At 60.3% G+C, this 24,432-nt stretch carries 20 protein-coding genes; 8 read left to right on the plus strand and 12 right to left on the minus strand.

Annotated elements, in window-relative coordinates:
* Positions 1-113 precede the first annotated feature (113 nt).
* Both alaS and WG78_RS01235 read right to left on the minus strand, forming a co-directional pair.
* Entirely contained in the window at positions 114-2,741 is a 2,628-nt protein-coding gene (alaS, locus tag WG78_RS01230) for an alanine--tRNA ligase (RefSeq protein WP_053935958.1), read from the minus strand.
* A 122-nt stretch (positions 2,742-2,863) separates the two neighbouring features.
* The gene (locus tag WG78_RS01235) at positions 2,864-4,126 is read right to left on the minus strand and encodes a Bcr/CflA family multidrug efflux MFS transporter (protein ID WP_083458684.1); all 1,263 of its coding nucleotides are present in this window, start codon (positions 4,124-4,126) and stop codon (positions 2,864-2,866) included.
* A gap of 173 nt (positions 4,127-4,299) precedes the next feature.
* Here WG78_RS01235 and WG78_RS01240 point away from each other — a divergent pair, with 173 nt between their 5' ends.
* Complete coding sequence (locus WG78_RS01240) at positions 4,300-5,247, plus strand: LysR family transcriptional regulator (RefSeq protein WP_053935959.1); 948 nt, start codon at positions 4,300-4,302, stop codon at positions 5,245-5,247.
* Between the two features lie 7 nt (positions 5,248-5,254).
* Here WG78_RS01240 and WG78_RS01245 read toward each other — a convergent pair whose 3' ends face one another.
* The 4 genes from WG78_RS01245 to WG78_RS01260 form a co-directional block, all read right to left on the minus strand.
* Complete coding sequence (locus WG78_RS01245; protein WP_053935960.1) at positions 5,255-7,540, minus strand: putative bifunctional diguanylate cyclase/phosphodiesterase; 2,286 nt, start codon at positions 7,538-7,540, stop codon at positions 5,255-5,257.
* Between the two features lie 467 nt (positions 7,541-8,007).
* Positions 8,008-8,502 (minus strand): recombination regulator RecX, encoded by a 495-nt coding sequence (gene recX / locus WG78_RS01250; protein ID WP_053935961.1) that lies wholly within the window; start codon positions 8,500-8,502, stop codon positions 8,008-8,010.
* A gap of 38 nt (positions 8,503-8,540) precedes the next feature.
* Complete coding sequence (gene recA / locus WG78_RS01255) at positions 8,541-9,593, minus strand: recombinase RecA (RefSeq protein ID WP_053935962.1); 1,053 nt, start codon at positions 9,591-9,593, stop codon at positions 8,541-8,543.
* 58 nt (positions 9,594-9,651) lie between these two features.
* Entirely contained in the window at positions 9,652-10,740 is a 1,089-nt protein-coding gene (locus WG78_RS01260) for an MBL fold metallo-hydrolase (protein ID WP_053935963.1), read from the minus strand.
* Positions 10,741-10,833: 93 nt separating this feature from the next.
* On the opposite strand from WG78_RS01260, the gene WG78_RS01265 reads away from it, so the two are divergent.
* Both WG78_RS01265 and WG78_RS01270 read left to right on the plus strand, forming a co-directional pair.
* Complete coding sequence (locus WG78_RS01265) at positions 10,834-11,430, plus strand: acyl carrier protein phosphodiesterase (RefSeq protein WP_053935964.1); 597 nt, start codon at positions 10,834-10,836, stop codon at positions 11,428-11,430.
* Positions 11,431-11,442: 12 nt separating this feature from the next.
* Positions 11,443-12,168: a phosphatase PAP2 family protein gene (locus tag WG78_RS01270; RefSeq protein WP_053935965.1), complete on the plus strand. Its 726-nt coding sequence runs from the start codon at positions 11,443-11,445 to the stop codon at positions 12,166-12,168.
* Here the strand turns inward: WG78_RS01270 and WG78_RS01275 are convergent.
* Complete coding sequence (locus WG78_RS01275) at positions 12,132-13,385, minus strand: DUF1615 domain-containing protein (RefSeq protein ID WP_161805045.1); 1,254 nt, start codon at positions 13,383-13,385, stop codon at positions 12,132-12,134. The genes WG78_RS01270 and WG78_RS01275 overlap by 37 nt on opposite strands.
* A 141-nt stretch (positions 13,386-13,526) precedes the next feature.
* Here WG78_RS01275 and WG78_RS01280 point away from each other — a divergent pair, with 141 nt between their 5' ends.
* Genes WG78_RS01280 through WG78_RS01290 form a run of 3 tightly spaced genes read left to right on the plus strand, consistent with a single transcriptional unit; the run spans position 13,527 to position 15,543 of the window.
* On the plus strand, positions 13,527-14,321 hold the full coding sequence (locus WG78_RS01280) for a MipA/OmpV family protein (RefSeq protein WP_201782314.1): 795 nt from the start codon (positions 13,527-13,529) through the stop codon (positions 14,319-14,321).
* A gap of 45 nt (positions 14,322-14,366) precedes the next feature.
* Positions 14,367-14,939, plus strand: a complete 573-nt coding sequence (locus WG78_RS01285) for a hypothetical protein (protein ID WP_053935968.1) — start codon at positions 14,367-14,369, stop codon at positions 14,937-14,939.
* Positions 14,940-14,973: 34 nt separating this feature from the next.
* Complete coding sequence (locus WG78_RS01290) at positions 14,974-15,543, plus strand: lipid-binding SYLF domain-containing protein (protein ID WP_152969007.1); 570 nt, start codon at positions 14,974-14,976, stop codon at positions 15,541-15,543.
* A gap of 214 nt (positions 15,544-15,757) precedes the next feature.
* Here the strand turns inward: WG78_RS01290 and WG78_RS01295 are convergent, their stop codons facing one another.
* The 4 genes from WG78_RS01295 to WG78_RS01310 all read right to left on the minus strand — a co-directional run bounded on the left by WG78_RS01295 (position 15,758) and on the right by WG78_RS01310 (position 21,621).
* A complete protein-coding gene (locus tag WG78_RS01295; RefSeq protein ID WP_053935970.1) occupies positions 15,758-15,958 on the minus strand; it encodes a hypothetical protein in 201 nt (66 codons plus the stop codon).
* 293 nt (positions 15,959-16,251) lie between these two features.
* Entirely contained in the window at positions 16,252-18,132 is a 1,881-nt protein-coding gene (locus WG78_RS01300; protein ID WP_053935971.1) for an MFS transporter, read from the minus strand.
* Between the two features lie 93 nt (positions 18,133-18,225).
* Positions 18,226-20,265, minus strand: a complete 2,040-nt coding sequence (locus tag WG78_RS01305; protein ID WP_053935972.1) for a methyl-accepting chemotaxis protein — start codon at positions 20,263-20,265, stop codon at positions 18,226-18,228.
* Between the two features lie 225 nt (positions 20,266-20,490).
* Positions 20,491-21,621, minus strand: a complete 1,131-nt coding sequence (locus tag WG78_RS01310; RefSeq protein ID WP_053935973.1) for an anhydro-N-acetylmuramic acid kinase — start codon at positions 21,619-21,621, stop codon at positions 20,491-20,493.
* 156 nt (positions 21,622-21,777) lie between these two features.
* Here WG78_RS01310 and tyrS point away from each other — a divergent pair, with 156 nt between their 5' ends.
* Positions 21,778-23,016, plus strand: a complete 1,239-nt coding sequence (gene tyrS, locus WG78_RS01315; protein WP_053935974.1) for a tyrosine--tRNA ligase — start codon at positions 21,778-21,780, stop codon at positions 23,014-23,016.
* A gap of 162 nt (positions 23,017-23,178) precedes the next feature.
* Complete coding sequence (locus WG78_RS01320) at positions 23,179-23,490, plus strand: hypothetical protein (protein WP_152969008.1); 312 nt, start codon at positions 23,179-23,181, stop codon at positions 23,488-23,490.
* 23 nt (positions 23,491-23,513) lie between these two features.
* Here WG78_RS01320 and WG78_RS01325 read toward each other — a convergent pair whose 3' ends face one another.
* Positions 23,514-24,425: a histone deacetylase family protein gene (locus WG78_RS01325; protein WP_053935976.1), complete on the minus strand. Its 912-nt coding sequence runs from the start codon at positions 24,423-24,425 to the stop codon at positions 23,514-23,516.
* Between the last annotated feature and the right edge of the window lie 7 nt (positions 24,426-24,432).

Consider the following 24,432-nt stretch of genomic DNA (forward strand, 5'->3'; position numbering starts at 1 on the left):
TGCGCTTAAAAGCGCTGAAAGGAATTAGCTGCGCCTCGGCGTGGCGTCTGCGCCAGACGTAAAAAACCCGGCGCGAGGCCGGGTTTGCGGTAATGCCTTGAATCGGTTGCCGATTACAGCTTGGCGCTAACCCAGGCCTGCACGCCGGACAGGGCCGTCGCCAGGTTTTCCGGTTGCGTGCCACCCGCCTGCGCCATATCCGGACGACCGCCGCCTTTGCCGCCCACTTGCTGCGCCACAAAGTTAACCAGTTCGCCCGCCTTGACCTTGCTGGTCAGATCGGCCGTAACGCCAGCCACCAGGCTGACTTTGCCGTCGGCGACTGCTGCCAGCACGATGGCCGCGCTGCCCAGCTTGTCTTTGAGCTTGTCCAGCGTTTCGCGCAGCGCGTTGGTGTCCGCGCCCGGCAGTTCGGCCGCCAATACTTTGGCGTTGCCGATGGCGACGGCGTTGTTGACCAGCTCGTCGCCCTTGCTGGCGGCCAGTTGGCCTTTCAGCTTGGCCAGCTCTTTTTCCAGCGCCTTGGCGTTGTCTTGTAGCTTTTCCAGTTTGGTCAGCAGCTCGCCCGGCTGCGCTTGCGCCAGTGCGGCAGCGGCTTTCAGTTCGCGTTCTTGTTGCTGGACCAATGCCAGTGCGCCTTCGCCGGTGGTGGCTTCCACGCGGCGGATGCCGGCAGCCACGCCGCCTTCCGACAGCACTTTAAAGAAGCCGATATCGCCGGTGCGGCTCACGTGCGTGCCACCACACAGTTCGGTGGAGAAATCGCCCATCTTCAGCACGCGCACTTCGTCGCCGTACTTCTCGCCAAACAGCGCCATTGCACCGGCCTTGATGGCGTCGTCGTAGCTCATATTGGCGGTGTGTACTTCGTGGTTATGCATTACCACGTGGTTAACCAGCGCTTCGATGCGCGCCAGCTCTTCCGCGGTCACCGGCTTCGGGTGGCTAAAGTCAAAACGGGTGCGTTCGGCGTTAACCAGCGAGCCCTTTTGCTCGACGTGCTTGCCCAGTACTTCGCGCAATGCGGCGTGCAGCAAGTGAGTGGCGGAGTGGTTGCGCTGGGTGGCGCTACGTTTGTGCTGGTCGATGCTGGCGGCGACGCGGTCGCCCACTTTCAGCGTGCCACGCACCAGACGGCCTTGATGACCGAAGACATCCGCTTTGACTTTCTGGGTGTCCGTTACGTCGAACAGCGCATCAATGCCGCCAGCCGCAGCGATTTCGCCGGTGTCGCCCACCTGGCCGCCCGATTCGGCATAAAACGGCGTGTTGTCGAGTACGACCACGCCATCTTCACCGGCTTGCAGTTGCTGCACCGGCTCGTTGCCGCGATACAGCGCCAGTACGGTGGCGTCGGCGTTGGCTTGTTGGTAGCCATGAAAGCAGGTGCCTTCGCCTTCATAGGCCAGACCTGCCGCCATCTTGAACGTGCCAGCCGCTTTCGATTGCGTGCGTTGCGCTTCGAGTGCGGCTTCGAAACCGGCCATATCGACCGTGACATTGCGTTCGCGACAGACATCGGCGGTCAGATCGATTGGAAACCCGAAGGTATCGGCCAGCTTGAACGCCGTTGCGCCGTCGAGTTCTTTCTTGTCGCCGGCCAGTGCCGATTCGAGCAGCGCCATGCCGTTTTCCAGCGTGCGGCCGAAGATCTCTTCTTCGAGGCGCAGCGCGTCTTCGATGGCGCTCTGGCGTTGGCGCAGTTCCGGATAAGCATCGCCCATCAGCTCGGCCAGTTTGGCCACCAGTTGATGGAAGAAGAAACCCTTCTGACCCAGCTTGTAGCCGTGGCGGATAGCGCGACGCACGATGCGACGCACCACATAACCGCGACCATCGTTGGCCGGCAGGGCGCCGTCGGCGATCAGGAACGCCGAGGAGCGGATGTGGTCGGCAATCACTTTCAGCGACGGGCTGTTGATGTCGGCCGCGCCGGTAACGCGTTGCGCGTCGGCGATCAGTTGCTTGAACAGATCGATGTCGTAATTGGAATTAACGTGCTGCATGACCGCAGCAATGCGCTCCAGGCCCATGCCGGTATCCACCGACGGCTTGGGGAGCTTGTGCAGCACGCCCGCTTCGTCGCGGTTGAACTGCATGAATACGTTGTTCCAGATTTCGATAAAGCGGTCGCCATCTTCATCCGGTGAGCCAGGCGGGCCGCCCGGAATATGCGCGCCATGATCGTAAAAAATCTCGGTACACGGGCCACACGGGCCGGTGTCGCCCATGGTCCAGAAGTTGTCGGATGCGTATTTGGCACCTTTGTTGTCGCCAATCCGGATCATGCGTTCAGCCGGCACACCTATGGTTTTGTGCCACAAGTCGTAGGCTTCGTCGTCTTCCGCATACACCGTCACCGACAGTTTTTCGGACGGCAGGCCCAGCCATTGCGGGCTGGTCAGGAATTCCCACGCGTATTTGATCGCGTCTTCCTTGAAATAATCGCCAAAGCTGAAGTTGCCCAGCATTTCAAAGAAGGTGTGATGGCGGGCGGTGTAGCCCACGTTTTCCAGATCGTTGTGCTTGCCGCCGGCGCGCACCACTTTCTGCGCCGTGGTGGCGCGCGTGTACGGACGTTTGTCAAAGCCGAGGAACACGTCTTTGAACTGGTTCATACCCGCGTTGGTAAACAGCAACGTCGGGTCATTGGCGGGAATCAGCGACGAAGAAGCCACAATCTGGTGGCCCTTCGAGGCGAAAAAATCGAGGAACTTCTGCCGGATCTCAGCGGATGTCATGGTCTGGGGCAAGTCACACATGAAAAGGAACCCGTGATTCTAGTGCAAACGCCCGGTAGAGGATAGCGGCGCGCCCTGATGCGGGGCGGCCGCGACAGCAAGCAGCGTGCGGCGGGCAGCGATTAATGCGGTTGTGCGTTGCGCGGGTCTTCGACGCGCACGACCAGCAGCCGATGCACCGTAAACGCGAGGATGCCGCACACCGCCATCAAGGTGGTCAGCGGGCGCGCGCTGGGGTCTTGCCAGGCGCCCATCAGCGTGCCAACCACGGTGGCCAGCACAAATTGCAGGCTGCCCATCAGCGCGGAGGCCAGACCGGCGCGCTGGCCCTGGTGGCGCATCGCCGAAGCCGAGCCGTTGGGGCCGACAAAACCGAGGCTGGCCACAAAGCAGAACAGGCCCGACAGCAACAGGGTAAGCGTTTCCAGTCGCAGCCACGCCACGGCGGCCAGCGCGATGCCGGCCAGCATCGGCACCCACAAAGCGCGCCGCAAAATGCTGTCGATCTCAAAGTGCTTGAGCAGACGGCTATTGATCTGCGCCGCAAAAATCATGCCGAACGCATTGCTGCCAAATACCCAGCCAAAATGCTCGGGCTTGATGCCGTGCAGGGTAATCAGCACATAGGGCGAGCCGGTGATGTAGGCAAACATGCCCGCCCAGCCGAGGCCGCTGGCCAGGGTGTAGCCCACAAACCAGCGGTCTTGCAGCAGATTAAAATAGCTGCCGAGGATGCGACCCAGATGCAGCGGTTGCGCGGTGTCGCGATTGTGGCTCTCGGTCAGGCCAAAATGCATGCCCAGCAAGCAAATCACCGCAAACGCCAGTTGCACCGCAAACAGCACGCGCCAGCCGGCAAACACCACCAGGCTTCCGCCCAACAAGGGGGCCAGGATGGGCGCCAGACCCATGGTCAGCATCAGCAAGGCAAACACCTTGGCCGCCTCGCGCGGTTCGCAGCGGTCGCGCACCACCGCGCGCGCCACCACCATGCCCGCGCATCCGCCCAGCGCCTGCACAAAGCGGCAGGCAATCAACCATTCGATCGACGTCGCCATCATGCAGCCGACGCAAGCCAGCGCGTACAGCATCATGCCGACATACATGGGTGGCTTGCGGCCAAAGCGATCCGAAATCGGACCGTAGAACAACTGGCCCAGCGCCAGGCCGATAAAGAAGCTGGCCAGCGTCCATTGCACCTGGCCTGCGGTGGCGTGCAGATCGCGCTCGATGGCCGGAAAGCCGGGCAGATACATATCGATCGAAATCGAGCCGATGGCAGTCAGCGTGCCCAGCAGGATAATGGCGCCCTTGCTCAGGTTGCGCGGCTTGGGTTGCGTGGTGGAATCGGGGCTGGACGGTGTCGCGGCGGGCGTGTCGGGCATGGGGCGGTGTTCCGGTCAAACGGGCGGGGATGGCCGCGCAGTGTACGCAGTGCGGCGGCTGTACTCCAGCTTAGCCAGGTACAGCGCTTGTAGCGCGCGGTTAGCTAAAATAACGCGGGCGGATTACGCTACCGCCGCGACGGCCAGATGGCGCAACAAAGGAAAGGGCGCACATGGATAAATTGCAGGCAATGGCGGTATTTGTGCGCGTCGTCGAGGCGGGTAGCTTTGTGGGCGCGGCGGACAAACTGGGCGTTTCCAGTTCGGTGGTATCGCGGCTGGTGGCCGATCTGGAAAGCAGGCTGGAGGCACGGCTACTGCAGCGCACCACGCGCCGGCTGGCGTTAACCGATGCCGGCCGTATTTATCTGGCGCGCTGCCAGCAAATCCTGGCCGACATTGCCGAAGCGGAAAGCGAGATCGGCAGCAACGATGCCGAGCCCACCGGCACGCTGCGGTTTACCGCGCCCGTGTCGCTGGGTACGCGTCATCTGGCCAGCTTGCTGCCGCAGTTTTGCGCGCGCTATCCGCAGGTGCAGCTGGATATTTCGCTGGCTGATCGCAGCGTTGATCTGGTGGAGGAAGGGCTGGATTTAGGGTTGCGCATCGCGGCGCAAATGCCGGGGTCGTATGTGGCGCGCAAGATTACGCCCATCCGCGTGGTGGTTTGCGCTGCGCCGGGTTATCTGATGCGCTTTGGCACGCCGACGACGCCCGAGGCATTACGCGAGCACCGCGCGCTGACCTATAGCTATGCCGCCGAGGGCGAAACCTGGAGTTTTACCGACGCGCAACAGCGGCGCAGCAGCGTGCCGGTGAGATCGGTCATGCGCGCTAATAACGGGGACGTGCTGGTGGCGGCGGCGCGGGCGGGGGAAGGCGTGATTTTGCAGCCAACGTTTCTGGTGGGTGATGACTTGCGTTCGGGCGCGCTGGTGCCTTTGCTGCAGGACTACCATCTGCCCGCACTGGCGTTGCAGGCCATCTACCCCAGCCGACGTCATGTATCGGCCAAGGTGCGGGCGTTTATCGCGTTTCTGCACAGCGAATGGGGCGACACGCCACCGTGGGATGCGTGGTTGCAACCTCCGGTTGGCAACGTGCCGCCGCTTTCGCGTTAAAGCACGATCACGCTGACGGGCTTACGGTGTGGCTGATTGCGCTCGCTGCCTGGCTTAACGCGACGCGGCCTTGGGTTTCGCGCAGCCATTGTCCCAACATGCGTGCGGGCGCGGGTTTGGCAAACAGATATCCTTGCGCTTCGTCACAGCCTGAAGCGCGCAGCAATGCGGCTTGCTCGGCGGTTTCAACGCCTTCGGCCAAAACAGCGATGCCCAATTTGTGGCCCAGATTAATCACCATTTCGGCAATGCTGAGTGAGCCTTCATTAACGCCAATCTCACGGATAAAACTGCGATCAATTTTCAGGCGATCGGCATTCAGCTTTTGCAAATACGCCAATGAGGAAAAGCCGGTGCCGAAGTCATCAATCGACACCGTCACGCCCAATTGTTTAAGGCGGCGGATGGTGTCGATCACATCTTCCAGCGTTTGCATCGCCACTGATTCGGTGATTTCGATTTCAATCTGGCTGGGCTTGACGCCGTATTGGCGTAAACGCAAGGCCAATTGGTCGACCAACGTGTCGTGATTGAATTGCACCATCGAGACATTAATCGCCACTTTCAGATCGCCCAAGCCCTCGTTGCGCCAGGACACAATCTGCTCACATACCTTGCCCAATAACCAGTCGCCCAATTCGATAATCAAACCGGATTGTTCGGCCAGCGGAATAAAGCGATCGGGGCCGATAAACTGGCCGTTGGCAGTCGGCCAACGTAATAACGCTTCCATGCCAATGACCGCGCCATCAGTCAGCGAGATTTGCGGTTGGTAATACACCAGCAATTGCTGTTGTCGAATGGCGGCTTCCAGGTCGTGCAGTAAGTCCAGCCGTTGGCGCGAAGCCAGACTCATGGCGGGCGAATACCAGGTAAAGCTGCCTGGGCCTTCTCGTTTGGCGAGATTAAGGCCGATCGTCACGTCTTTCAGGCAGCCAATGCCGGTGGATTCGGTGTCGGTCAGCCGCGCGGCCGAACTGGTGATTTTGATGCGCAATAAATGCGAACCGACGTTAAACGGCTTGGCGAATGCCGCATGCAGCCGATCCAGTCCGATATCGCTTTCGCGCCCGGCCAAGCCAAACAAATCCACGCCAATATGTGCCAATGCCACTGAAGGCGGCACCAATGCGCGCAAGCGCTGGCTGACGCTTTGCAATAACTGATCGCCAATCAAATGGCCCAATGCGTCATTGATTTGTGAAAACTGGGCAATATCAAGCAATACCACAATCTGGTCCGGCTGAGGATATTGCAGCAAATGGTTAAGCCGGCTCACAAATTGCGTGCGATTGGGGATATGGCACAGCGGATCAATATAGGCGAGGTCTTGCAGTTGTTTAAACAGCGCAATATTTTCGAAACCGACCGCAATATTGCTGCAGAAAATCTCCAGCAATTGCTGATCGGCCAGCGGAATAGGGCGACCCGTATCCAGATAAATCGCGGCTTCTTGTGCCGACGCCCGGCGCAGATACAGCACTGTATAGCGCGCTGCATAAATCGAACTGCGTGAGCGAATGGCGTGCTCGATGGCGTTGAGCACATCGGGCTTATCCAGTGCATGCAAGGGCTGGTTTATTAGCGGTTGCAGTTCGCCAGCTGCACTGACGATGGTCCAGTCTTGCGGCGGGCTGATGCCCGCGCCGCGCGGTTGGTGCGTGCAGATCAGGCCGTCAGGCGGCAAACCCAACAGCGCGGCCAGTTGCGTGAGCGCCCCAGCGGCAAAGCTTTCCAGCGAGCGTCGCTCGAACAGCAGCGCAGAAGCCTCGACGATCATTTCGAGACCACGGCGGCTGGTATTGATGATTTTGAGTTGCTGATACGAGCGGATGGCCGCTGTCAGCGTGGTCATCAGCCGGACTTGAGTCAGATCGGATTTGGTCTTGTAATCGTTGATGCCGTAATCGCGAATGACCTGATATTCAGGCGCGTAACCAGGGTGGCCGGTGCGCAATACGATGCGGATTTCCTGCAGGTTGAGTTGATCGCGAATCGCGCGCGCCACCAGCAAGCCGTCTTCTTCGCCTTCCATGACCACGTCGAGCAGAACGACTGCGATATCGGGTTCGGCGGCCAGCAGCTTGAGCGCCTGTTCGCCGTTATAGGCGTGCAGAAACTCAAGGCGCTTGTCCAGGATGACGGCTTCTTTCAGCGCAAAGGTGGTGGCCTGATGCACGTCGGGTTCGTCGTCGACGATCAGGACGCGCCAGCGCTCGAAGTCGGCCGCGACCGGCAGCGCTTCTTGTTCAAACGACATCTCGTCGCTGAGGGGAATGTTGCGGCTACTCATGCAGTGCCCCACTGCATGCTAACCGGGCGTAGCAACGGACGATCAAATCTATCTCCCCACTTCCGGCATCCATGCCGGCCTTGCGTCAACGTTTTAAGTGATCTGCTGCGTTGGTGTGTTTCTTATTTTAAAACTGTATGCAGAAGACGCTGCTGTAAGTTTGCTAAGCAAGAAGTGACAATATGGCACAACCCAAGGTAGATAGTCTGGCGCGAGCGTGCTGATTTAGCGCAAATGCGACGGCTTTTCTTTCTCGGCCAGACAGACGGCGGAGCGGGGCAGAGGGAGTTGTAGGGGGTGTAGACGGGTTAAGTGCGCAGGCTAGGCGCGCGACCGTCCCCGGCGCGGCGGGCTGATAGAAAGTCGGGTGACCGGGTAGGTGATTCCGGTTTGAGGCGAGGGAAAGTCGAGCAGGCTACAGGGAGGATCGCGCGGGAAGTGCTGCGGCAAGCGCAAGCGCGACCCGCCTAGTCTTCGTCGCCGCTGACATCGAATTCGTCATCCATTGCGCCACCGACGATGCGATAGATGACGGAAGGAGAAAAACCGCGTGCTGCCAGAAAGCGTAATTGCCTGGTGCGCTCTTTCGGGTCGTCACTGGCTTGACCAAAACGCCGCTGCCACAGCGCATGGGCGCGCTCGGCTTCGCCATCACGCACCTGGTCGAGCGCTTCGTTAATCACTTCGGAAGCCACGCCTTTCTGCCGCAGCTCGGCGGCAAGCCGGCGGCTGCCATAACGCTCCGAGCGGAAATGCGTCCATTGCTCGGCAAAGCGTTCGTCCGATAGCCATTTGCGCGCTTCAAAATCGTCGAGCAAGGCATTGAGCGTTTCTTCGTCGGGCGTGTAGGGCTTGAGCTTGCTGTGCATTTCGCCGCGCGAATGCTCGCGCCGCGCCAATAAACGCAAGCCCCGGTTACGCAGGTCAGCCGCAGTGGGCGTGGGGTCACGCTTGCTGCTCATCTTTACTGACCTGGCGCCGGGGCTTGGGTAGGCAATGCTTAAGCGTCCAGCTCGGCTTCATCCGAAATCGAACCGCCCACTTCAATCGGCGCGCTGCTGATGCCAATCTTCTCGCGGATTTTCTGCACGATCTCGGCAGCCACTTCCGGATTGTCTTTCAGATACTGGCGCGAGTTTTCGAGGCCCTGGCCGATCTTGTTGCCGTTGTAGCTATACCAGGCGCCCGCCTTCTCAACGATTTTGTGCGTAACGCCGTGCTCGACGATTTCGCCTTCGCGGCTGATGCCTTCGCCGTACAGGATGTCAAAAGTAATGACGCGGAACGGCGGTGCAACCTTGTTCTTGGCAACCTTCACCTTGGTCTGGTTGCCGATGACTTCTTCGCCTTTCTTCACCGAACCAATACGGCGAATGTCCAGGCGCACCGAAGCGTAGAACTTGAGCGCGTTACCACCCGTGGTGGTTTCCGGGCTCTGGCCAGGCATCATTGCGCCAATCTTCATCCGCAGCTGGTTAATAAAGATCACCAAAGTGTTGGTGCGCTTGATGTTGCCGGTGAGTTTACGCAGCGCCTGGCTCATCAAACGCGCTTGCAGGCCGACGTGCACGTCACCCATTTCGCCTTCGATTTCGGCCTTGGGCGTCAGCGCCGCCACCGAGTCGACCACGATGATGTCGACGCCGCCCGACCGCACCAGCATGTCGGCAATTTCCAGCGCTTGTTCGCCGGTGTCCGGTTGCGAAATCAGCATTTCGCCCACGTTAACGCCCAGCTTTTGCGCGTAGATCGGGTCCAGTGCGTTTTCTGCATCGATATAAGCCGCAGTGCCACCCAGCTTCTGGATTTCGGCCACCACGTGCAGACACAGCGTGGTTTTACCGGACGATTCCGGCCCGAAGATTTCGACGATACGGCCGCGCGGCAAACCGCCCACGCCCAAGCCCAGATCCAGACCCAGCGACCCGGTGGAAACTACTTGCAGATCGTTTTCGATCTGGTTGTCGCCCATCTTCATCACGGCGCCTTTGCCGAACTGACGTTCGATCTGGGCCAGGGCGGCGGCGAGCGCCTTGCTTTTGTTGTCGTCCATGAATTGGTGTCCTGCCGGGTGCGGTTGGAAAGTGATGGCGGATTATAGAACAAATGTTCTACAGATTGGAAGCGGCGTGCGTTTCGGCCGCCGATTGCAGCACGCGGGTCTGGCCGTGGCGCAACACAAAGAAAGCGTCCTCGGCCACGCCATGCTGCAACCGCGCTGCGGCCAGGTCCAGCGCGGGCTGATCAAGTGCCTCGTCAGCAAGTTCAAACGTGCCCCAATGAATGCCGATGGCCTGGCGCGCGCGGAGTTCCTGCATGATTTGCACGGCTTCGTCCGGATTGATGTGCTGGCTTTGCATAAACCAGCGCGGTTCGTATGCGCCGATGCCGATCGCGGCCAGATCAAAGCCGTCAAAGCGTTCGGCGATGTCGGCGATGTCACGCGAGTAACCCAGGTCGCCCGAGAAAAAGAAGCGGAAACCGGCCTTTTGCAGCACCCAACCGCCCCACAGCGTGGCATTGCGGTCCAACGGCGTGCGCGCGCTCCAATGTTGTACTGGCACAAAGGTCAGCGTGGTGCCGGCCACATCGGCGGTCTGCCACCAATCCAGACAGACCAGGTGATCAGCCGGTAGCTTGGGGACATGACGCTTGAACCAGAAATCCAGCCCCAGCGGCACCGCGAACACCGGCGGCCCGCCTGCTTGCTGCATCAGCGCGTGTACGCTGCGCGCGTCCAGATGGTCGTAATGGTTGTGTGACAGCAAGACCAGATCGATATGCGGTAGTTGGTCCAGCGCGATGCCAGGCGGCTGATGGCGCTTGGGCCCGGCGAACTGCACCGGCGAACATCGGTCTGAAAACACCGGGTCAGTCAGGATGTTGAGCCCTCCGGTTTGCAACAGCAGCGTGTTATGCCCCACCCAACTGACTGTGTCCTGGGTGCGATTGCCGTACAGCAACGCCAGATCGGGCGCCACGGCGCTCAGGTCGGACGAGGGTGGATGTGGCAGGCCTTTTGCTTTACGTTCTGCGCGCCAGCGCCGGAAATCTTCGCCGCTGGGACGGCTGTGCGGATAGCGGTTACGAAAACCGGTGGGCGTGTGATGCGGCCGCGCCGGATCAAAATGCAGATTACGGTGCGGGTTGCCCGTGGCGGCGGTCAGCACCGAAGCGAGAATAGTCTTGAACCACGACATGTGCGGTTTCCACGTTTGTTTTGTGATTGATATGCCCACAGGCCCGTTGGCGGCGCAAAAGTTCAGCGCGCGCCCTCTGTTAGCGGTGATGGCATGAATTATCTGGCGCATACGCTACTGGGCGGGCCCAGCGCGGCGGACAAGACTGGCGCCTTGCTTGGCGACTTTGTCAAAGGCACCTTGCCGGGTGCGCTGCCGCTGGATCTGGCGCACGGCGTGGCCTTGCATCGTAGCATCGACGCGTTTACCGATGCGCACCCGCTGTTTGCACGCAGTCGCGAACGGGTCAGCCCGGCGCGGCGGCGTTACGCCGGCATCATGATTGATATGTTTTATGACCATCTGCTGGCGCGGCACTGGGCCGATCTGGGGCGCGGCGATCTGGCGCAGTTTGCCCAGAGCGTTTATGCCGCGCTGGATGAACACGCGCATTGGTTGCCGCCGCGGCTGGCCAGCATCTCGCCGCGCATGCGCCAGTTTGACTGGCTGACGGCGTATCGGGAACTGTCGGCGGTGCGCCAGGCCATAGATTCGATGTCGGTGCATCGCTTGTCGCAACCCAATGCGCTGGCGGGCGCGGTGGATGAGCTGGAGCGCGATTACGCTGGTTTTGAGGCCGATTTTCTGGCGTTCTGGCCCGAAGTTTGCCACCATGCCGCCGCGTTCAAATGGCCGCCGGTCGCCCATTAACATAAAGAAACCATGAATCCGACTTCTTATATTCTGTATTCCACGCTGACTGATTTTGGTGATTCCGCGCTGCTGATGCCCGTGGCGGGTTTGTTCACGTTGTGGATGGTGTTTGAACGCGCCTGGCGTGCGCTGGGCTGGTGGCTGGTGTTGTTTGGCGGTGGCGCTACGTTGGTGGGGCTGACCAAGGTGGCGTTTCTGGGTTGGGGTGTGGGTATCGAGGCCATCGACTTCACCGGCTTTAGCGGCCACACCATGTTTTCCAGCACCATTTATCCGGCGCTACTGGTGTGGATGTCGCAGCGCCGGGGCATCAAGGTGCAAGCCGTGGCGTGGTTGCTGGGGGTGTTGTTTGCACTGGCGATCGGCGTATCGCGCGTGGTGCTGCATCTGCATTCGCAGTCCGAAGTATTGGGTGGCTTTATGCTGGGCACCAGCATCAGCCTGGCATGGGTATGGACCTCTGGCCGCGATTTGCGCGCGCATCCGTACCAGTTTGTCGCCTTGCTGGCGATTGCGTTGGTGATGGGCAGCGCACATGGCCATCACGCCCGGACGCAAAACATGATTACGCGAGTGGCGCTGGCGTTGTCGGGCCGCACCGTGCCTTATACGCGCAATAGCGCATGGCCCGACCGCTATCAAAAACGCAACGCCAATCCCACGCAGCAAGTGCTGCTCACGCCGCCTGCCGCAGTGCCTCAGGGCATGACCGGGCTGGTAGCCAGACACGCCTGATAACGCCCGTCCACGCGTTTGGCAAACCACTCTGTGGTTAGCTTGCGCGTGATTTTGGGGCTCACCAGCTTGATTTGCGGCAGCGCTTCACGCGGTTGTACTTTGCCCAGCGTCTTGTCGGCATAAGCATAAAACCGTGTGTAGGTCTGCGTTTGCGCGAAAGCGGCGTAACGCTCCTGCTTCAGGTCCGCCAGCATTTGTGCGCGCGACAGCCCGAGCTGACTGGTTAACGTAAACAAGGCGCGCTGGCTGTCCGTCACGGCGTTGGTCGGCACCGTGCCGTTGTAGCTCATCAAATAGCCATCCTGCTTGAGCGTCTGGTGCGTCAGCTTGCCCAGTACGCCTTGCAGCGCCGCATTACGGCTGGCGTAGCGCCCTGCGTTGTAATCGGCAAAGCGATAGATCATCTGCGTATAGGTGGTGGGGTACTGCAGCAAATGTGCGGTGCCAAAGTACACGCTGCCGCGCCGGGTAAACACTTCGTCGCGCAGACTGCGTTCAATTTTGTACGGATACGGCCACACCTTGGTGTGCGCGGTGGCGAAATCGACGCCCACCTGCATCGGGCCGCCGGTGCGGATTGGATTGTCGCCCGCCAGTTGTTGGCCAAACGGCAGCTCGGTGAGCATGTCTTCAAACAGCGCATTCATCTGGCGCTCGGTGCGCAAGGCGTCGATGCGCTGGTTATAACTGCGGCCATCGGGCGAGCTTTTGGCAAACGCTGCCTGCACCACCAGCCGCGGCATGCCAAAGCGATGAATGCGCTTGTCGATTTCGCCCCAAACGATCGTGGGCAAGCCTGGCACCACGGGGTCGCTCTGCCAGGTGGATTCTTGTGCGATGACTGCCATGGCGGCGCAGTAATACGACGGCGTGTAGGGAATCTTGAGCGCGGCAAAGGCCGTGAAAATATCGTTGCTCCAACCGGCTCTATCCTTGATGTCGCGCGGCAGCAGCTTGTCGAGCAGCCAGCGGCCGTCCTTGTCACCCACCACGGCCTGATTGGGCTGCAACGGGCGCGGCGCGGGCGCGGGTGTCGGCAGCGCCACCGCGCTGGCCGTGCTGGCAGGTAGTGGCGCAGGCGTGGGCGTAACCGTAGGCGGTTGGGTCGGTGAAACAGCTTCGGGGAACAGGGCATCGGCCACGGCCGACGCGGTGTCATCGGCAAATGCGCTGCCGGCGGCCGCCAGCAACAGGGCAAGAACACAAACTCGCACAAGAAATCCGTTGAGACATTTCGGAAAGACGTAAGGGTAGCAATGTTTTAGCGTGCGATACCACTTGGGGTTCGGCAATTCGTCATCTTTAATGAAGTGCCCGCGCCGAGCTTGTCCGATTGTTCAGCTGGAGTCGCCCCCTTGCGTAATCTGATACGAATTCTGTTTTGTGTGTGCATGAGCGCTGCTGGCCTGGCGCATGCCGCCATCGACCTGCCTGACTTGCCCAATCTGGCGGGCGTCGGCGTAGGGGTGACCACCCAGTGCACCGGCTGCAAAGACACGCTGGTGGGCGTGATGCCTGCGCTGGAATACCACAGCGAACATTACACGCTGGAATGGTATGGCCCGGTGGCGCAGCTGGACCTGGGCGCGCCCGGTTCGTCGTTCCGTTGGGGCCCGGTGTTGGGTATCCGGTTGGGGCGCAGCGATCTGGATGACCCGGTGCTGGACGCCTTGCCCGGCATCCACAACACCATGGAAGGCGGTGCGTTTGTTGGCTACGAATATCTGCATGCCGGGGGCGTGCCCTATCGCGTGCGTCTTTATACCTATGTGATGACCAATGCGGGCCAGGAATATACCGGCGCGCGCGGCTCGGTATATGGCTCTGTCTGGCTGCCCGCTTCGCCCCGAATATTGCTGGGCGCGGGCTTGGGCTATGGCTGGGGCAGCCATAGCTTTATGAATACCTATTACGGAGTGAGCAGCGCAGGCGCGGCGGCCAGCGGCTTGCCGGCCTTCGATGCCCACGGCGGCAGTCAGCAGGTGTACGGCTGGCTGGGCGCGGTGGTGCGCGTGGCGCCGAAATGGTTTGTCGGCGTGGGCGTGATCGAGCAACGCCTGATTGCCGCCGCCGCGGATACCCCGATCGTGACCCAACGCGGCACACCCAATCAGCTGACTTATGGCGCGGGCGTTGGCTACAGCTTTTAGCGCTGGGATCTTTTCCTTTTTTCTGGTCGTAATGGAGTCTGCCTCATGAAAAAAATGCATCTTTCGTTGTTGGCGTTAACGTTGGCTACCAGCCTGTCGGTGGCGATGGCTGAAGACGTGCCCAAAGTGGCTGACGCGGGCGTGGCGTCCACCGAAGAGCGCGCCGGTGGTGTCATCCAGGCCATTGATCCGGCCACGCGCGAGATCACCATCAAGGGCGACAAGGGCCGCGTTGTGCAGATTCGGGTGGACGAATCGGTCAAGAATTTTGCTCAACTGAAAGTGGGTGATCGCGTGCAGGCGGAATACAAAGTGGCCGTGGCGCTGGCTTTGCGCAAAGGCGGCGAGGGTATTCGTGAGGATGTCGAGACTTCTGTGCAAGCGTCCGCCCCACAGGGCGACAAGCCGGGCGGCTACGAAGCAAGACGCCAGACGCTGGTGGCTAATGTGCTCAAAGTGGACCATAAAACCGGCATAGCCACGCTGAAGGGGCCAAAGGGTCGCGTGGTGGACGTCAAGATCGACGACCCGGCCGTTTTGCGTGACATCAAGCAAGGTGATCAGGTGGTGGCGGTGATTACGGAAGAGATTGCCGTGGCCGTTACGCCTGCGCACTAAGCCTTACCCAAAAGCTAAAACACGGAGAAACAACATGACCCGATCCCGACTCTGGACCCAGGTATTACTGGCTGGCAGCTTGCTGGCCGTTGCGGTGCCCGGCTTTGCCGCCGAAAACGCCACCAGCAATGTGGCGGAAAAGCGTGACGCACTGCGCACGCAGTCGTCGCATGAACTGGACGCGCTGTACGCGGCCGACCCGTCCGCCAAGGCCAAAGTGAGTGCGGCTGCAGGCTACGCCACGTTTAGCAACGCCAGTAAAGTGCTGACGGGTGGCATTTTCGGTAACGGCATGGCCGTCGAGACTGCGACCAAACACGCCACCTATATGAAGATGTCGCACGCGCCCAGCAGCTGGGGCAAGGGCCACAAAACCTATAACGTGGTGTTTGTGTTCGACAAAGCCGATACCTACAACGAGTTTGTGACCAAGGGCTGGACCTTCAGCCCGGATGGCAAGGCCGGTGGCGCCGAGGAAGGCAAGGGCGTGGGTGAAGTCGCGCCGGGCGTATGGATGTATGAGGTGGATGTGAAGGGCAAAACGCTGGCGCCCAAGCTAAGCGGCCAGGGCGTCAAGTTCTACCCGGACGATTCGCTGAACTAAGCCAGGCGGTAGGGTGGGTCTAGACCCACCACTCAATGTGGTTTGCTATGTCGGGTGAGCTTGGCATGCCACTTTGGGTGGTGGGTCTAGACCCACCGTATGACACGGCATCCGTCAAAACATCTACGCAGGACGAGCAGGCATAAAAAAACGGCGCTCAAGGCGCCGTTTTTCTGTCGGTCATCCGCGTAAAGCGAATGCGCTACAAGCAGCCTTAGCTGTTCTTGTGGCTTTGGCGACCGGCATTAACGTGTTGCTCGTGCGAGCCACCTTGCTGGCCGCTCACCTGGTTCTTCGAAGACGCAGGGGAGCTGCTGCTACGGCTATTGCCGGTTTGCTGCTTGCTGCTGCCGGCTTGCGATTGTTGGGAATTCGATTTGGAATCGTTGTTCGTGTGTTGGTTGTTGTGCGCCATGATGTTTCTCCTTTTGAAGGGATTACGATCGTGCTACTTCACCATTCGGGCCAGCTGCCGGATTGCAGTGGCTCGACGTGGAGCCATCTTAGCGAGCGCCGCAGGTGCGTTAAGCCGGTGCATGGACGGCTATGGCGTAGGCGCTTTTCGGCCTGTTGCGGTGCGGAATCGGGGATGTTCTGACGGACAAGTGCAAGTGTTGTGCGCTTATGCACCGATATAAAAAAGCGGGTTTGCCCGCCTTGGCGCGCCGGGGCGCAGGCGGACAAACCCGTTTTTAACGATGCGGCGGCTTACTTCCAGTCGCCCCGCAGCTCGCGCACACGCGCCTCCAGCGCCATGCGGTCGGCCGCTTCGGCCGGTACTGGAGCGCCGACATTAAAGCCGATGCGGGACCAGAAGCGGCGCGGCATCTTCATCATCGCGGCGCCATCTTTACGGCTGAAGAAACTGCCCCACAGACCTTGCAGCGCAATCGGGATCACCGGCACGGGCGTGCGCTTGATGATTTCCTCAATGCCGGGGCGGAAGGTGCGAATTTCACCATCCCGCGTAATGGCGCCTTCCGGAAAAATGCACACCACTTCGCCTTCCGCCAGATATTGCGCCACGCGATCAAATGCTTTGTCTTTGAGCGTAGGGTCTTCTTTGGCGGGCGCAATCGGGATCGCCCCAGCCACGCGAAAGATAAAGTTAAGTACCGGAATCTTGAAGATACGATGGTCCATTACAAAACGCACCGGGCGGCGCACCGTGCCGGCGATGACCATGGCGTCCATAAAGCTGACGTGGTTGCAGATCAGCACGCACGGGCCTTCATCCGGAATGTTTTCCAGGCCGCGTTCTTTGATGCGGTACAAAAGACCGATCAAAATCCACACCAGAAAGCGCATCAAAAATTCGGGAATCAGCGTGTAGATATAGATGGCCACCAGCACATTCAGCAGCGCTACGGTCAATAGCAGTGCGGGAATGCTCAGGCCGGCTTTAATCAGCGCGATGCCCATCGCGGACGCCACCACCATAAACAGCGAGTTAAGGATGTTGTTGGCGGCGATGGCGCGCGAGACAAAGCGTTTGTCCGAGCGCGTCTGGATCAGTGCATACAACGGGACGGTATAGAAGCCGCCAAACACGCCCAGCAACGCCAGATCAAACATCACGCGCCAATGGCCACTGTCACGCAAAAAGCTGATCCAGTCGTAATTGCCCAGCGGGGAATGGCCCAGCGCAAAGTACAAATCAATGCCAAAGGCCGACAAACCCATCGAACCAAACGGCACCAGACCGACCTCGATCTTGTGGCCGGACAGCTTGTCGCACAGCACCGAACCCGCACCAATGCCCACCGAGAACAGCGTGATCAGCAGCGTGTAAACCGAGGCATCGCCGTGCAGCACCACTTTCGACATCTCAGGTAGATAGGTGAGATAGATGGCGCCGACAAACCAGAACCACGACAAGCCCAGCAAGCTGTTGAATACCGTCTTGTTCTGGCGCGAGAAATTGATGATGCGCCAGGTCTCGCCCAGCACATTCCACGAGATTTTCAGATCGGGCGCGGGGGCGGGCGCAGGCGGCATACTGCGGCTGGCCAGCAGACCAATGACGGCCACGGCCACGCAGGCCCAGATGATCATCGTTTCGCCATGCGGCTGATGCTGCACGATGACGGTGCCGGCAATCTGGCCCAGCAAAATGGCGATAAAGGTGCCGCCTTCGATCAGGCCATTGCCCGCCATCAGTTCGCGCGGCTGCAGATATTGCGGCAGCACCGAATATTTGAGCGGCCCAAACAAGGTGGAATGCACGCCCATCATGAACAGGCAGCCCAGTAACACATAGGCGTTGTGCTGCCAGAAGCCATAACCGGCCGCCAGCATGATCAGCACTTCGAGCAGTTTGACCGCCCGCGCCATCCTGGCCTTGTCGAACTTTTCCGCCAATTGACCCGACACGGCCGAGAACAAAAAGAACGGCAGGATAAAGATGCCGGCCGATGCGCCGATCAGTGTTTGCGAATCCATGCCGCCTGCACTTAACCCGGCATAGACGATCATTACCAGAAACGCATTCTTGAACAGGTTGTCGTTAAACGCGCCAAAAAACTGCGTGATAAACAGCGGCAGAAAACGGCGGGTACCGAACAGCGAAAACTGATTATGTGATTGCATGAACGAGCCAGGCTCCAGAGCGGATTCGGCCGTAGTCTACCTGATTGCCGCTGTCAGGGAATCGCGGTCATGTCAGTGTGGCAATTCTGCCGCTTACACCTGAAAGCGGGCGAGTTTACCTTGCAGCGTTTGCGCGTGTTGGCGTAGCTGGCGCGCCTCTTCGCGATTGGTTTCGACTACGCCGGCATTGCTTTGCGCGGTCTGCGCTACGGCCTCGACGTTCTGCGCCAGCACCGCACTGGCCGACGATTGTTCACGCGTGGCATGCGCGATATCGGCAATGATGGCGGCGGTGCGTCCGGTGTGGCCGGCGATGGTGGTCAGCGCATCGCCCGTAGCGCTGGCCAGCGTAACGCCGCTTTGCATGCGGCCGGACACATCCACGATTTCGGCGGCAACATGGCCGGTTTCGCTGACGATCATCTCGATCAGGCGACCGATTTGCTGAGTGGCGCCGGTAGTGCGTTCGGCCAACTGCCGCACCTCGTCCGCCACCACGGCAAAGCCGCGGCCTTGCTCGCCCGCACGCGCGGCTTCGATGGCCGCGTTCAGCGCCAGCAGATTGGTCTGGTCGGCGATGTCCTTGATTACTTTGACGATGCCGGAGATTTCCGCCGAGCGCTGGCCCAGCGTTTTGATGCGCACCGCCGCATGCTCGGCCGCGCCGCCCAGTTCACGCATTTGCGCTTCCATACGCGTCACCACCTGGTTGCCGGAGCACGATGCGCCCTCCGCTTGTTGTGCCGCGCCGGAGGCATCGCCGGCATGGTCGGCGATATGCGAGATGCTGACGGTGATTTGCTGCACCGTGGCGGCCATGGCCGAAGCGGATTCGCTTTGCTGGCGCATGTCACTGGCCATGCGTCCGATGGCGACGTCAAAACGGTCACTGGCCTGGTCGACCTGGCCCGCGGTCTGGCGCACGTCGCCAATCAGATTCTGCAAACCCTGCGCGGCCTGGTTGAACTGCAGCGACAGTTGGTCGATTTCATTCCGGCTATCCCGCGTGGCCGCCAGAGGGATTCGCGCGGTCAGGTCGCCCTTACCGAAGCGGTCGACCGCCCGCACCACATGGCCCAGCGGCGCCAGCTTGAGACGCAAGCCAAAGTACAGCAAAGCCAGCGTGACGACGGCCAGCGCAACGCTAAACATCAGCAAGCGATTACGCAGCGTGATGCTGTGGCCGATAAATTCGCGAGTAAAACTGCCCGCCGCCACGGTCCAGTTCCAGCCATCGACATGAGTAAACGCCACCATTTTGTCTTCCGGCTGGTTGTTGTTGGCCGGATTGGGTAATTGATAATGCTGCAAGCCGCTTTGCTGGCTGAACATGGCCTTGAACAAATCAATCTGATTGGTGCCGCCCGCGCCATCCACCGTTTTGCCTTCCAGCTGTGGATGCACCACAAAACGCGCGACATGCTCATCGTGCGTGGGCGCGACGGCGTACACGTAGCCGGTCTCGCCGATGGTGAGCTTGTGCATCATCGCGCGCAGCGAAGTCAGCTCGGGGGTGAGATCGACGCGCACCTGATACCAGCCGCCGACCTGGCCTTGCGCATTTTTGAGTGGCACCGCGCGCGTCATGTAGTACTTGTCGTTGCGTAGCACCACGCCGGTGTAAATCTGCCCGGCCAGCACGGCTTTGGCCACCGGGTCATCCGGCTTGATAACGCTGCCCACCATCGATTTGCCGGCGGGATCTTTAAGCAGCGTGCTAACGCGCACAAGCTTGCCTTGCGCGTCTTTGGCGATCAACGCGGCCTCGGCGCCGGTTTGCTGTTTGAAAGTCTGCAGCAGAGCACTATCGCCGTTAAGCGTGCGCGTGCCGGCTTTGATTTGTGCGATGCCTGCGCTGTCGCGCTCATCGCTCAGCGTTGGTGGGTCGGCTTCGAGGCGGTTGAAGGCGTTTTCGATGCTGGCGGTGCGCGCGCTGGCGTCGGTGTAGGCCAGCTTAAAGGCGTCGCTTAGCAATTGCAGTTCGGTTTGCAAGGAATGCTCGGCGATGGTCTGCGCGGTATCGCGCACGCTAAGGCTGGTGAACACCACCAGTGATCCAAACACAATTACGCAGACAAAAGTGCCCAGCAACACAAACTGCGACACGATAGGACGACGAGCCAGCGCCAGCATGTTGCCTCCACAGCTTGTTATGTGGATTCAGCATAGTTCACGGCTGCGGTGAAATCGGCGTTGTTTGCGCAAGCGGATTTTCTCCGGCAGTGGGCAAAGAATCTGACCGCATCGGGTGGGGCTAGACCCGCCCATCAAAGCCAGATGCTCGCGCCACACTGGCGCGTCCTGCCACTTTGGTGGGTGGATCTGGCCCCATCCTATGCGTGGCAGCGGCTCTGCCGCTTACGCGGGGTAGATGGCGCCGAGGATGCGGTAACCTTGCGCGCCCGTCACATTTGGCAAATTACCGGGCTGGCCGTTCAGGCAGCACCACGCCAGCCATGCAAACGCATAGGCCTCCACCCAGTCGGGATCCACGCCCAGCAAAGCGGTTGTGCCCACGCGCACGCCCGGCAGGCGGGTGGCCAGCATCTCGCGCAGGGTGTGGTTGTGCGCCCCGCCACCGCACAAATACACCGCGCGCGCGCCCGGGCCGTGGCGCGCAATCTCATCGGCCAGTGTTTGTGCCGTCAGTGCGCACAGCGTGGCTTGCACATCGACAGGCGCATAGGCGTTGGCCCAGACCTGATCACGCAACCAGTCGGCATGAAACAGATCGCGCCCCGTACTTTTGGGCGGCACCTGGGCAAAGTAGGGTAGTTGCAACCATTGTGCCAACAGCTCGGGTAACACCTTGCCGCTGGCGGCCCATGCGCCATCGGCGTCATAGCTATGGCCTTGATGTTGATGAATCCAGCTATCCATCAGCACATTGCCAGGACCCGTATCGAACCCCTTGATGCCGCCCGCGCCATCCAGCAGCGTGATATTGGCAATACCGCCCACATTGGCGATTACACACGGCTCGCCGGTCTGGCCAAAAATCGCCTGATGAAACGCGGGCACCAGTGGTGCGCCCTGGCCACCGGCCGCCACATCGCGGCTGCGAAAATCACCCACAACGGTGATGCCAGTCAGCTCGGCCAGCAAAGCGTGATTGCCCAATTGCACGGTGTAGCCCAGTTCCGGCCGATGTCGCACGGTCTGGCCATGATTGCCGATGGCACGAATTTCGGCGGGCGCTACGCTGCTTTGCGCCAGCAATTGCTCTACCGCAATCGCATACGCGCGCGCCAGCGCATTGCCCGCCAGACAGGCGTGATGGAGTTCATCGGGCGCAGCGGCTTGCAATTGCATCAGTTGCTGGCGCAGCTCGATGGGCAGCGGCATTGCCTGTGCGCCCAGCAATTGCGGCGTGGCGTCGGTCAGATCGACCAGCACGGCGTCGATGCCATCCAGGCTGGTGCCGGTCATCAAGCCAATATAAAGATCGCGTGGGGTGGCGGTCAGGTTAACGCTGGGAATGGCGCTCATGGGGACTTCCTGCGGCGGCGCTTCTGGCCAACCGCCTGATTGAGTTAGAATCGTGCACCAGCCGGTGCAGCCCTGCCGCCGAAGCGTAACAAAGCTGCCCGCCTTCTGCCATCATTCCCGGCCCATGTCGCCGCTTTGCCAGGTTGCCTTACATCCATGTCTGAACAAGAAAAAGCGCCTCTTCATCCTGCCACCCAAGCCGCCCTGGAGGTGTTTCAGCGCGGCGCGGATGAAATCCTGCCCGTTGATGATCTGATCAAGAAGCTGGAATACAGCCGCACCAGTGGCAAGCCATTGAAAGTAAAAGCCGGTTTTGATCCGACCGCGCCTGATCTGCATCTGGGTCACACGGTGCTGATCAACAAGATGCGGCAATTGCAAGACCTGGGCCACGATGCGCAGTTTCTGATCGGCGACTTTACCGGCCGCATTGGCGACCCCACCGGCAAGAACACCACGCGTCCGCCGCTGACTGAAGAAGACGTCAAGCGCAACGCCGAGACTTATGAGCGTCAGGTCTTCAAGATTCTGGATCGTGAAAAGACCGAGGTGATGTTCAACTCCACCTGGCACAACGCGTTGGGCGCGGCGGGCATGCTGAAGCTGGCATCCAGCATTACGGTGGCGCGCATGCTGGAACGCGATGATTTCAGCAAGCGCTTTGCCAACAACCAGCCGATTGCCGTGCATGAATTCATGTATCCGCTGCTGCAGGGTTATGACTCGGTGGCGATGAATAGTGATATCGAGCTGGGCGGCACCGACCAGAAATTCAATCTGCTGATGGGGCGTATGCTGCAGCAGCAAGCGGGCAAAGCGCCGCAAGTGGTGTTGATGATGCCGCTGCTGGAAGGCCTGGATGGCGTTAACAAGATGTCCAAATCGCTGGGCAACTATATCGGCATCGATGAGCCCGCCACCGAGATTTTCGGCAAGGTGATGAGCGTGTCAGACACGCTGATGTGGCGCTATTACGAGCTGCTATCGTTCCGCGGTCTGGACGAAATCGAGCGCTTCAAGCAGGAAATCGCCGACGGCCGCAATCCGCGCGATATCAAGGTGCTGCTGGCGCAAGAGCTGGTGGCGCGTTTCCATAGCCAGACAGCTGCCGAGCAGGCGCTGGCTGATTTTGAAGCGCGTTTTCAGAAAGGCGGCATTCCAGACGAGATGCCCGAATTTACGCTGACGGCCGAAGGCGACAGCCTGGCGATTGCGCAGGTGCTGAAAGAAGCGCAGCTGGTCCCTTCGACGTCGCAAGCGTTCCGCGACATCCAGGGTGGCGCAGTCAAGATTGATGGCGAGAAAGTGGCCAGCCGCGATGTGACCATTGCCAAGGGTGCAACCGTGGTACTGCAAGTGGGCAAACGCAAGTTTGCACGCGTCACCATCGCGTAATCGGTCATTAATCGATTGTAAAAACGGCGGCCTGCGGGTCGCCGTTTGTCGTTGAAAAGTCGCCGTAGATCAATGCGTTGGGGTAATCGGCGATGGCCGCGCGCAGCAGGCATGCGCTATGCTTTGTTGCTCTGCAACATAGACTGTCTGGAAAGGCTCGGTATGAGCAATGTAGTACTCGATATTCCCCGTCCCCGTCGCGCGCTGGGCGTCATGCGCCGGATGCAGGCGGGCCATCCGCTGCTGGAAGCGGGCCCGCTGTCGATGATGACTTATCTGGATGGCTACGGCGCGGAAGCGGCGTTATGGCTGCGCTTCTTCAAGCACTACGGCTGGGTAAGTCCGCGCGACTGGCCCAATGGCATGCGCGCATGGCATTTGTCCGAGAAAGGCCACGAAGTGCTGCAACGCGGTGAAGCATGGTGGCGCAGCCTGACCTGGTTTCAGCGGCTGTATATGTGGGTGGCCGGTTAACTGCTGCGCCGAGCGCCCGCCCGCTAATCCCCGATGTGGTGCGCGTGGCCGTAGCGGCGCACTGCCTCCGCCAGGGTGGCGGCGTGGATGGCAACGGTGTCCTCGATGGGCGTGGCATAACCGCCGCCCATGGTAATCGCCATTGGCACGCCAAAGCGGTCGCACCAATCCATCACCAGATGATCGCGCTGCGCCATGCCCGCTTTGGTGAGGCCCAGGCGGCCGAGCCGGTCCCCGGCATAGGCATCAGCCCCCGCCAGATAAATCACCAGATCAGGATGATGCGCGCCGAGCAAGCCAGGTAGCGTGCTTTCCAGTACGTCGAGGTAATGCTCGTCCTGGCAGCCGTCTTCCAGTTCGATATCGAGATCGCTGTGTTCTTTGGTGAAGGGAAAGTTGTGCGCGCCGTGGATGGACAGCGTAAACAGACAGGGCTCGTCAGCCAGTAGTTTGGCGGTGCCGTTGCCTTGATGTACGTCGAGGTCGATCACCATCGCGCGCCGCACCACGCCTTCCGCCAGCAATACTTTTAGCGCCACCGCGCTGTCATTGAATACGCAAAAACCGCTGCCGTGATCGGCATAGGCGTGATGCGTGCCGCCTGCGAGGCTGGCGCCGCAACCGCTGACCAATGCGCTGCGACAGGCCGCCAAGGTTGCGCCGACTGATCCGCGCGAGCGCTGCGGCAGTTCGGGCGACCAGGGCAGGCCGATCTGTTGCTGTTCGGCTTTGCTGAGTGTGCCGTGCGTGACTGCCTCGATATAGGCGGCGGTGTGGACGTGTGCCAGTTCGGCGTCGCTGGCCAGGGGCGCGTCTTCAAACAGATGCGCGGCAAATGCACTGACGGCGTCATACAATACGGCGTACTTGCGCGCCGGAAAGCGATGCCCCGGCGGCAGCCACAACGGATACTGATCGGTGCGGTAGATCTTCATGCCTGCC

The organism is Amantichitinum ursilacus, from assembly GCF_001294205.1.
Classification (GTDB): domain Bacteria; phylum Pseudomonadota; class Gammaproteobacteria; order Burkholderiales; family Chitinibacteraceae; genus Amantichitinum; species Amantichitinum ursilacus.

Bases quoted from the DNA above. Each gene is read 5' to 3' on its own strand.
- alaS (WP_053935958.1), bottom strand. From the start codon at position 2,741: ATGACATCCGCTGAGATCCGGCAGAAGTTCCTCGATTTTTTCGCCTCG.
- WG78_RS01235 (WP_083458684.1), bottom strand. From the start codon at position 4,126: ATGCCCGACACGCCCGCCGCGACACCGTCCAGCCCCGATTCCACCACG.
- WG78_RS01240 (WP_053935959.1), top strand. From the start codon at position 4,300: ATGGATAAATTGCAGGCAATGGCGGTATTTGTGCGCGTCGTCGAGGCG.
- WG78_RS01245 (WP_053935960.1), bottom strand. From the start codon at position 7,540: ATGAGTAGCCGCAACATTCCCCTCAGCGACGAGATGTCGTTTGAACAA.
- recX (WP_053935961.1), bottom strand. From the start codon at position 8,502: ATGAGCAGCAAGCGTGACCCCACGCCCACTGCGGCTGACCTGCGTAAC.
- recA (WP_053935962.1), bottom strand. From the start codon at position 9,593: ATGGACGACAACAAAAGCAAGGCGCTCGCCGCCGCCCTGGCCCAGATC.
- WG78_RS01260 (WP_053935963.1), bottom strand. From the start codon at position 10,740: ATGTCGTGGTTCAAGACTATTCTCGCTTCGGTGCTGACCGCCGCCACG.
- WG78_RS01265 (WP_053935964.1), top strand. From the start codon at position 10,834: ATGAATTATCTGGCGCATACGCTACTGGGCGGGCCCAGCGCGGCGGAC.
- WG78_RS01270 (WP_053935965.1), top strand. From the start codon at position 11,443: ATGAATCCGACTTCTTATATTCTGTATTCCACGCTGACTGATTTTGGT.
- WG78_RS01285 (WP_053935968.1), top strand. From the start codon at position 14,367: ATGAAAAAAATGCATCTTTCGTTGTTGGCGTTAACGTTGGCTACCAGC.
- WG78_RS01290 (WP_152969007.1), top strand. From the start codon at position 14,974: ATGACCCGATCCCGACTCTGGACCCAGGTATTACTGGCTGGCAGCTTG.
- WG78_RS01295 (WP_053935970.1), bottom strand. From the start codon at position 15,958: ATGGCGCACAACAACCAACACACGAACAACGATTCCAAATCGAATTCC.
- WG78_RS01300 (WP_053935971.1), bottom strand. From the start codon at position 18,132: ATGCAATCACATAATCAGTTTTCGCTGTTCGGTACCCGCCGTTTTCTG.
- WG78_RS01305 (WP_053935972.1), bottom strand. From the start codon at position 20,265: ATGCTGGCGCTGGCTCGTCGTCCTATCGTGTCGCAGTTTGTGTTGCTG.
- WG78_RS01310 (WP_053935973.1), bottom strand. From the start codon at position 21,621: ATGAGCGCCATTCCCAGCGTTAACCTGACCGCCACCCCACGCGATCTT.
- tyrS (WP_053935974.1), top strand. From the start codon at position 21,778: ATGTCTGAACAAGAAAAAGCGCCTCTTCATCCTGCCACCCAAGCCGCC.
- WG78_RS01320 (WP_152969008.1), top strand. From the start codon at position 23,179: ATGAGCAATGTAGTACTCGATATTCCCCGTCCCCGTCGCGCGCTGGGC.
- WG78_RS01325 (WP_053935976.1), bottom strand. From the start codon at position 24,425: ATGAAGATCTACCGCACCGATCAGTATCCGTTGTGGCTGCCGCCGGGG.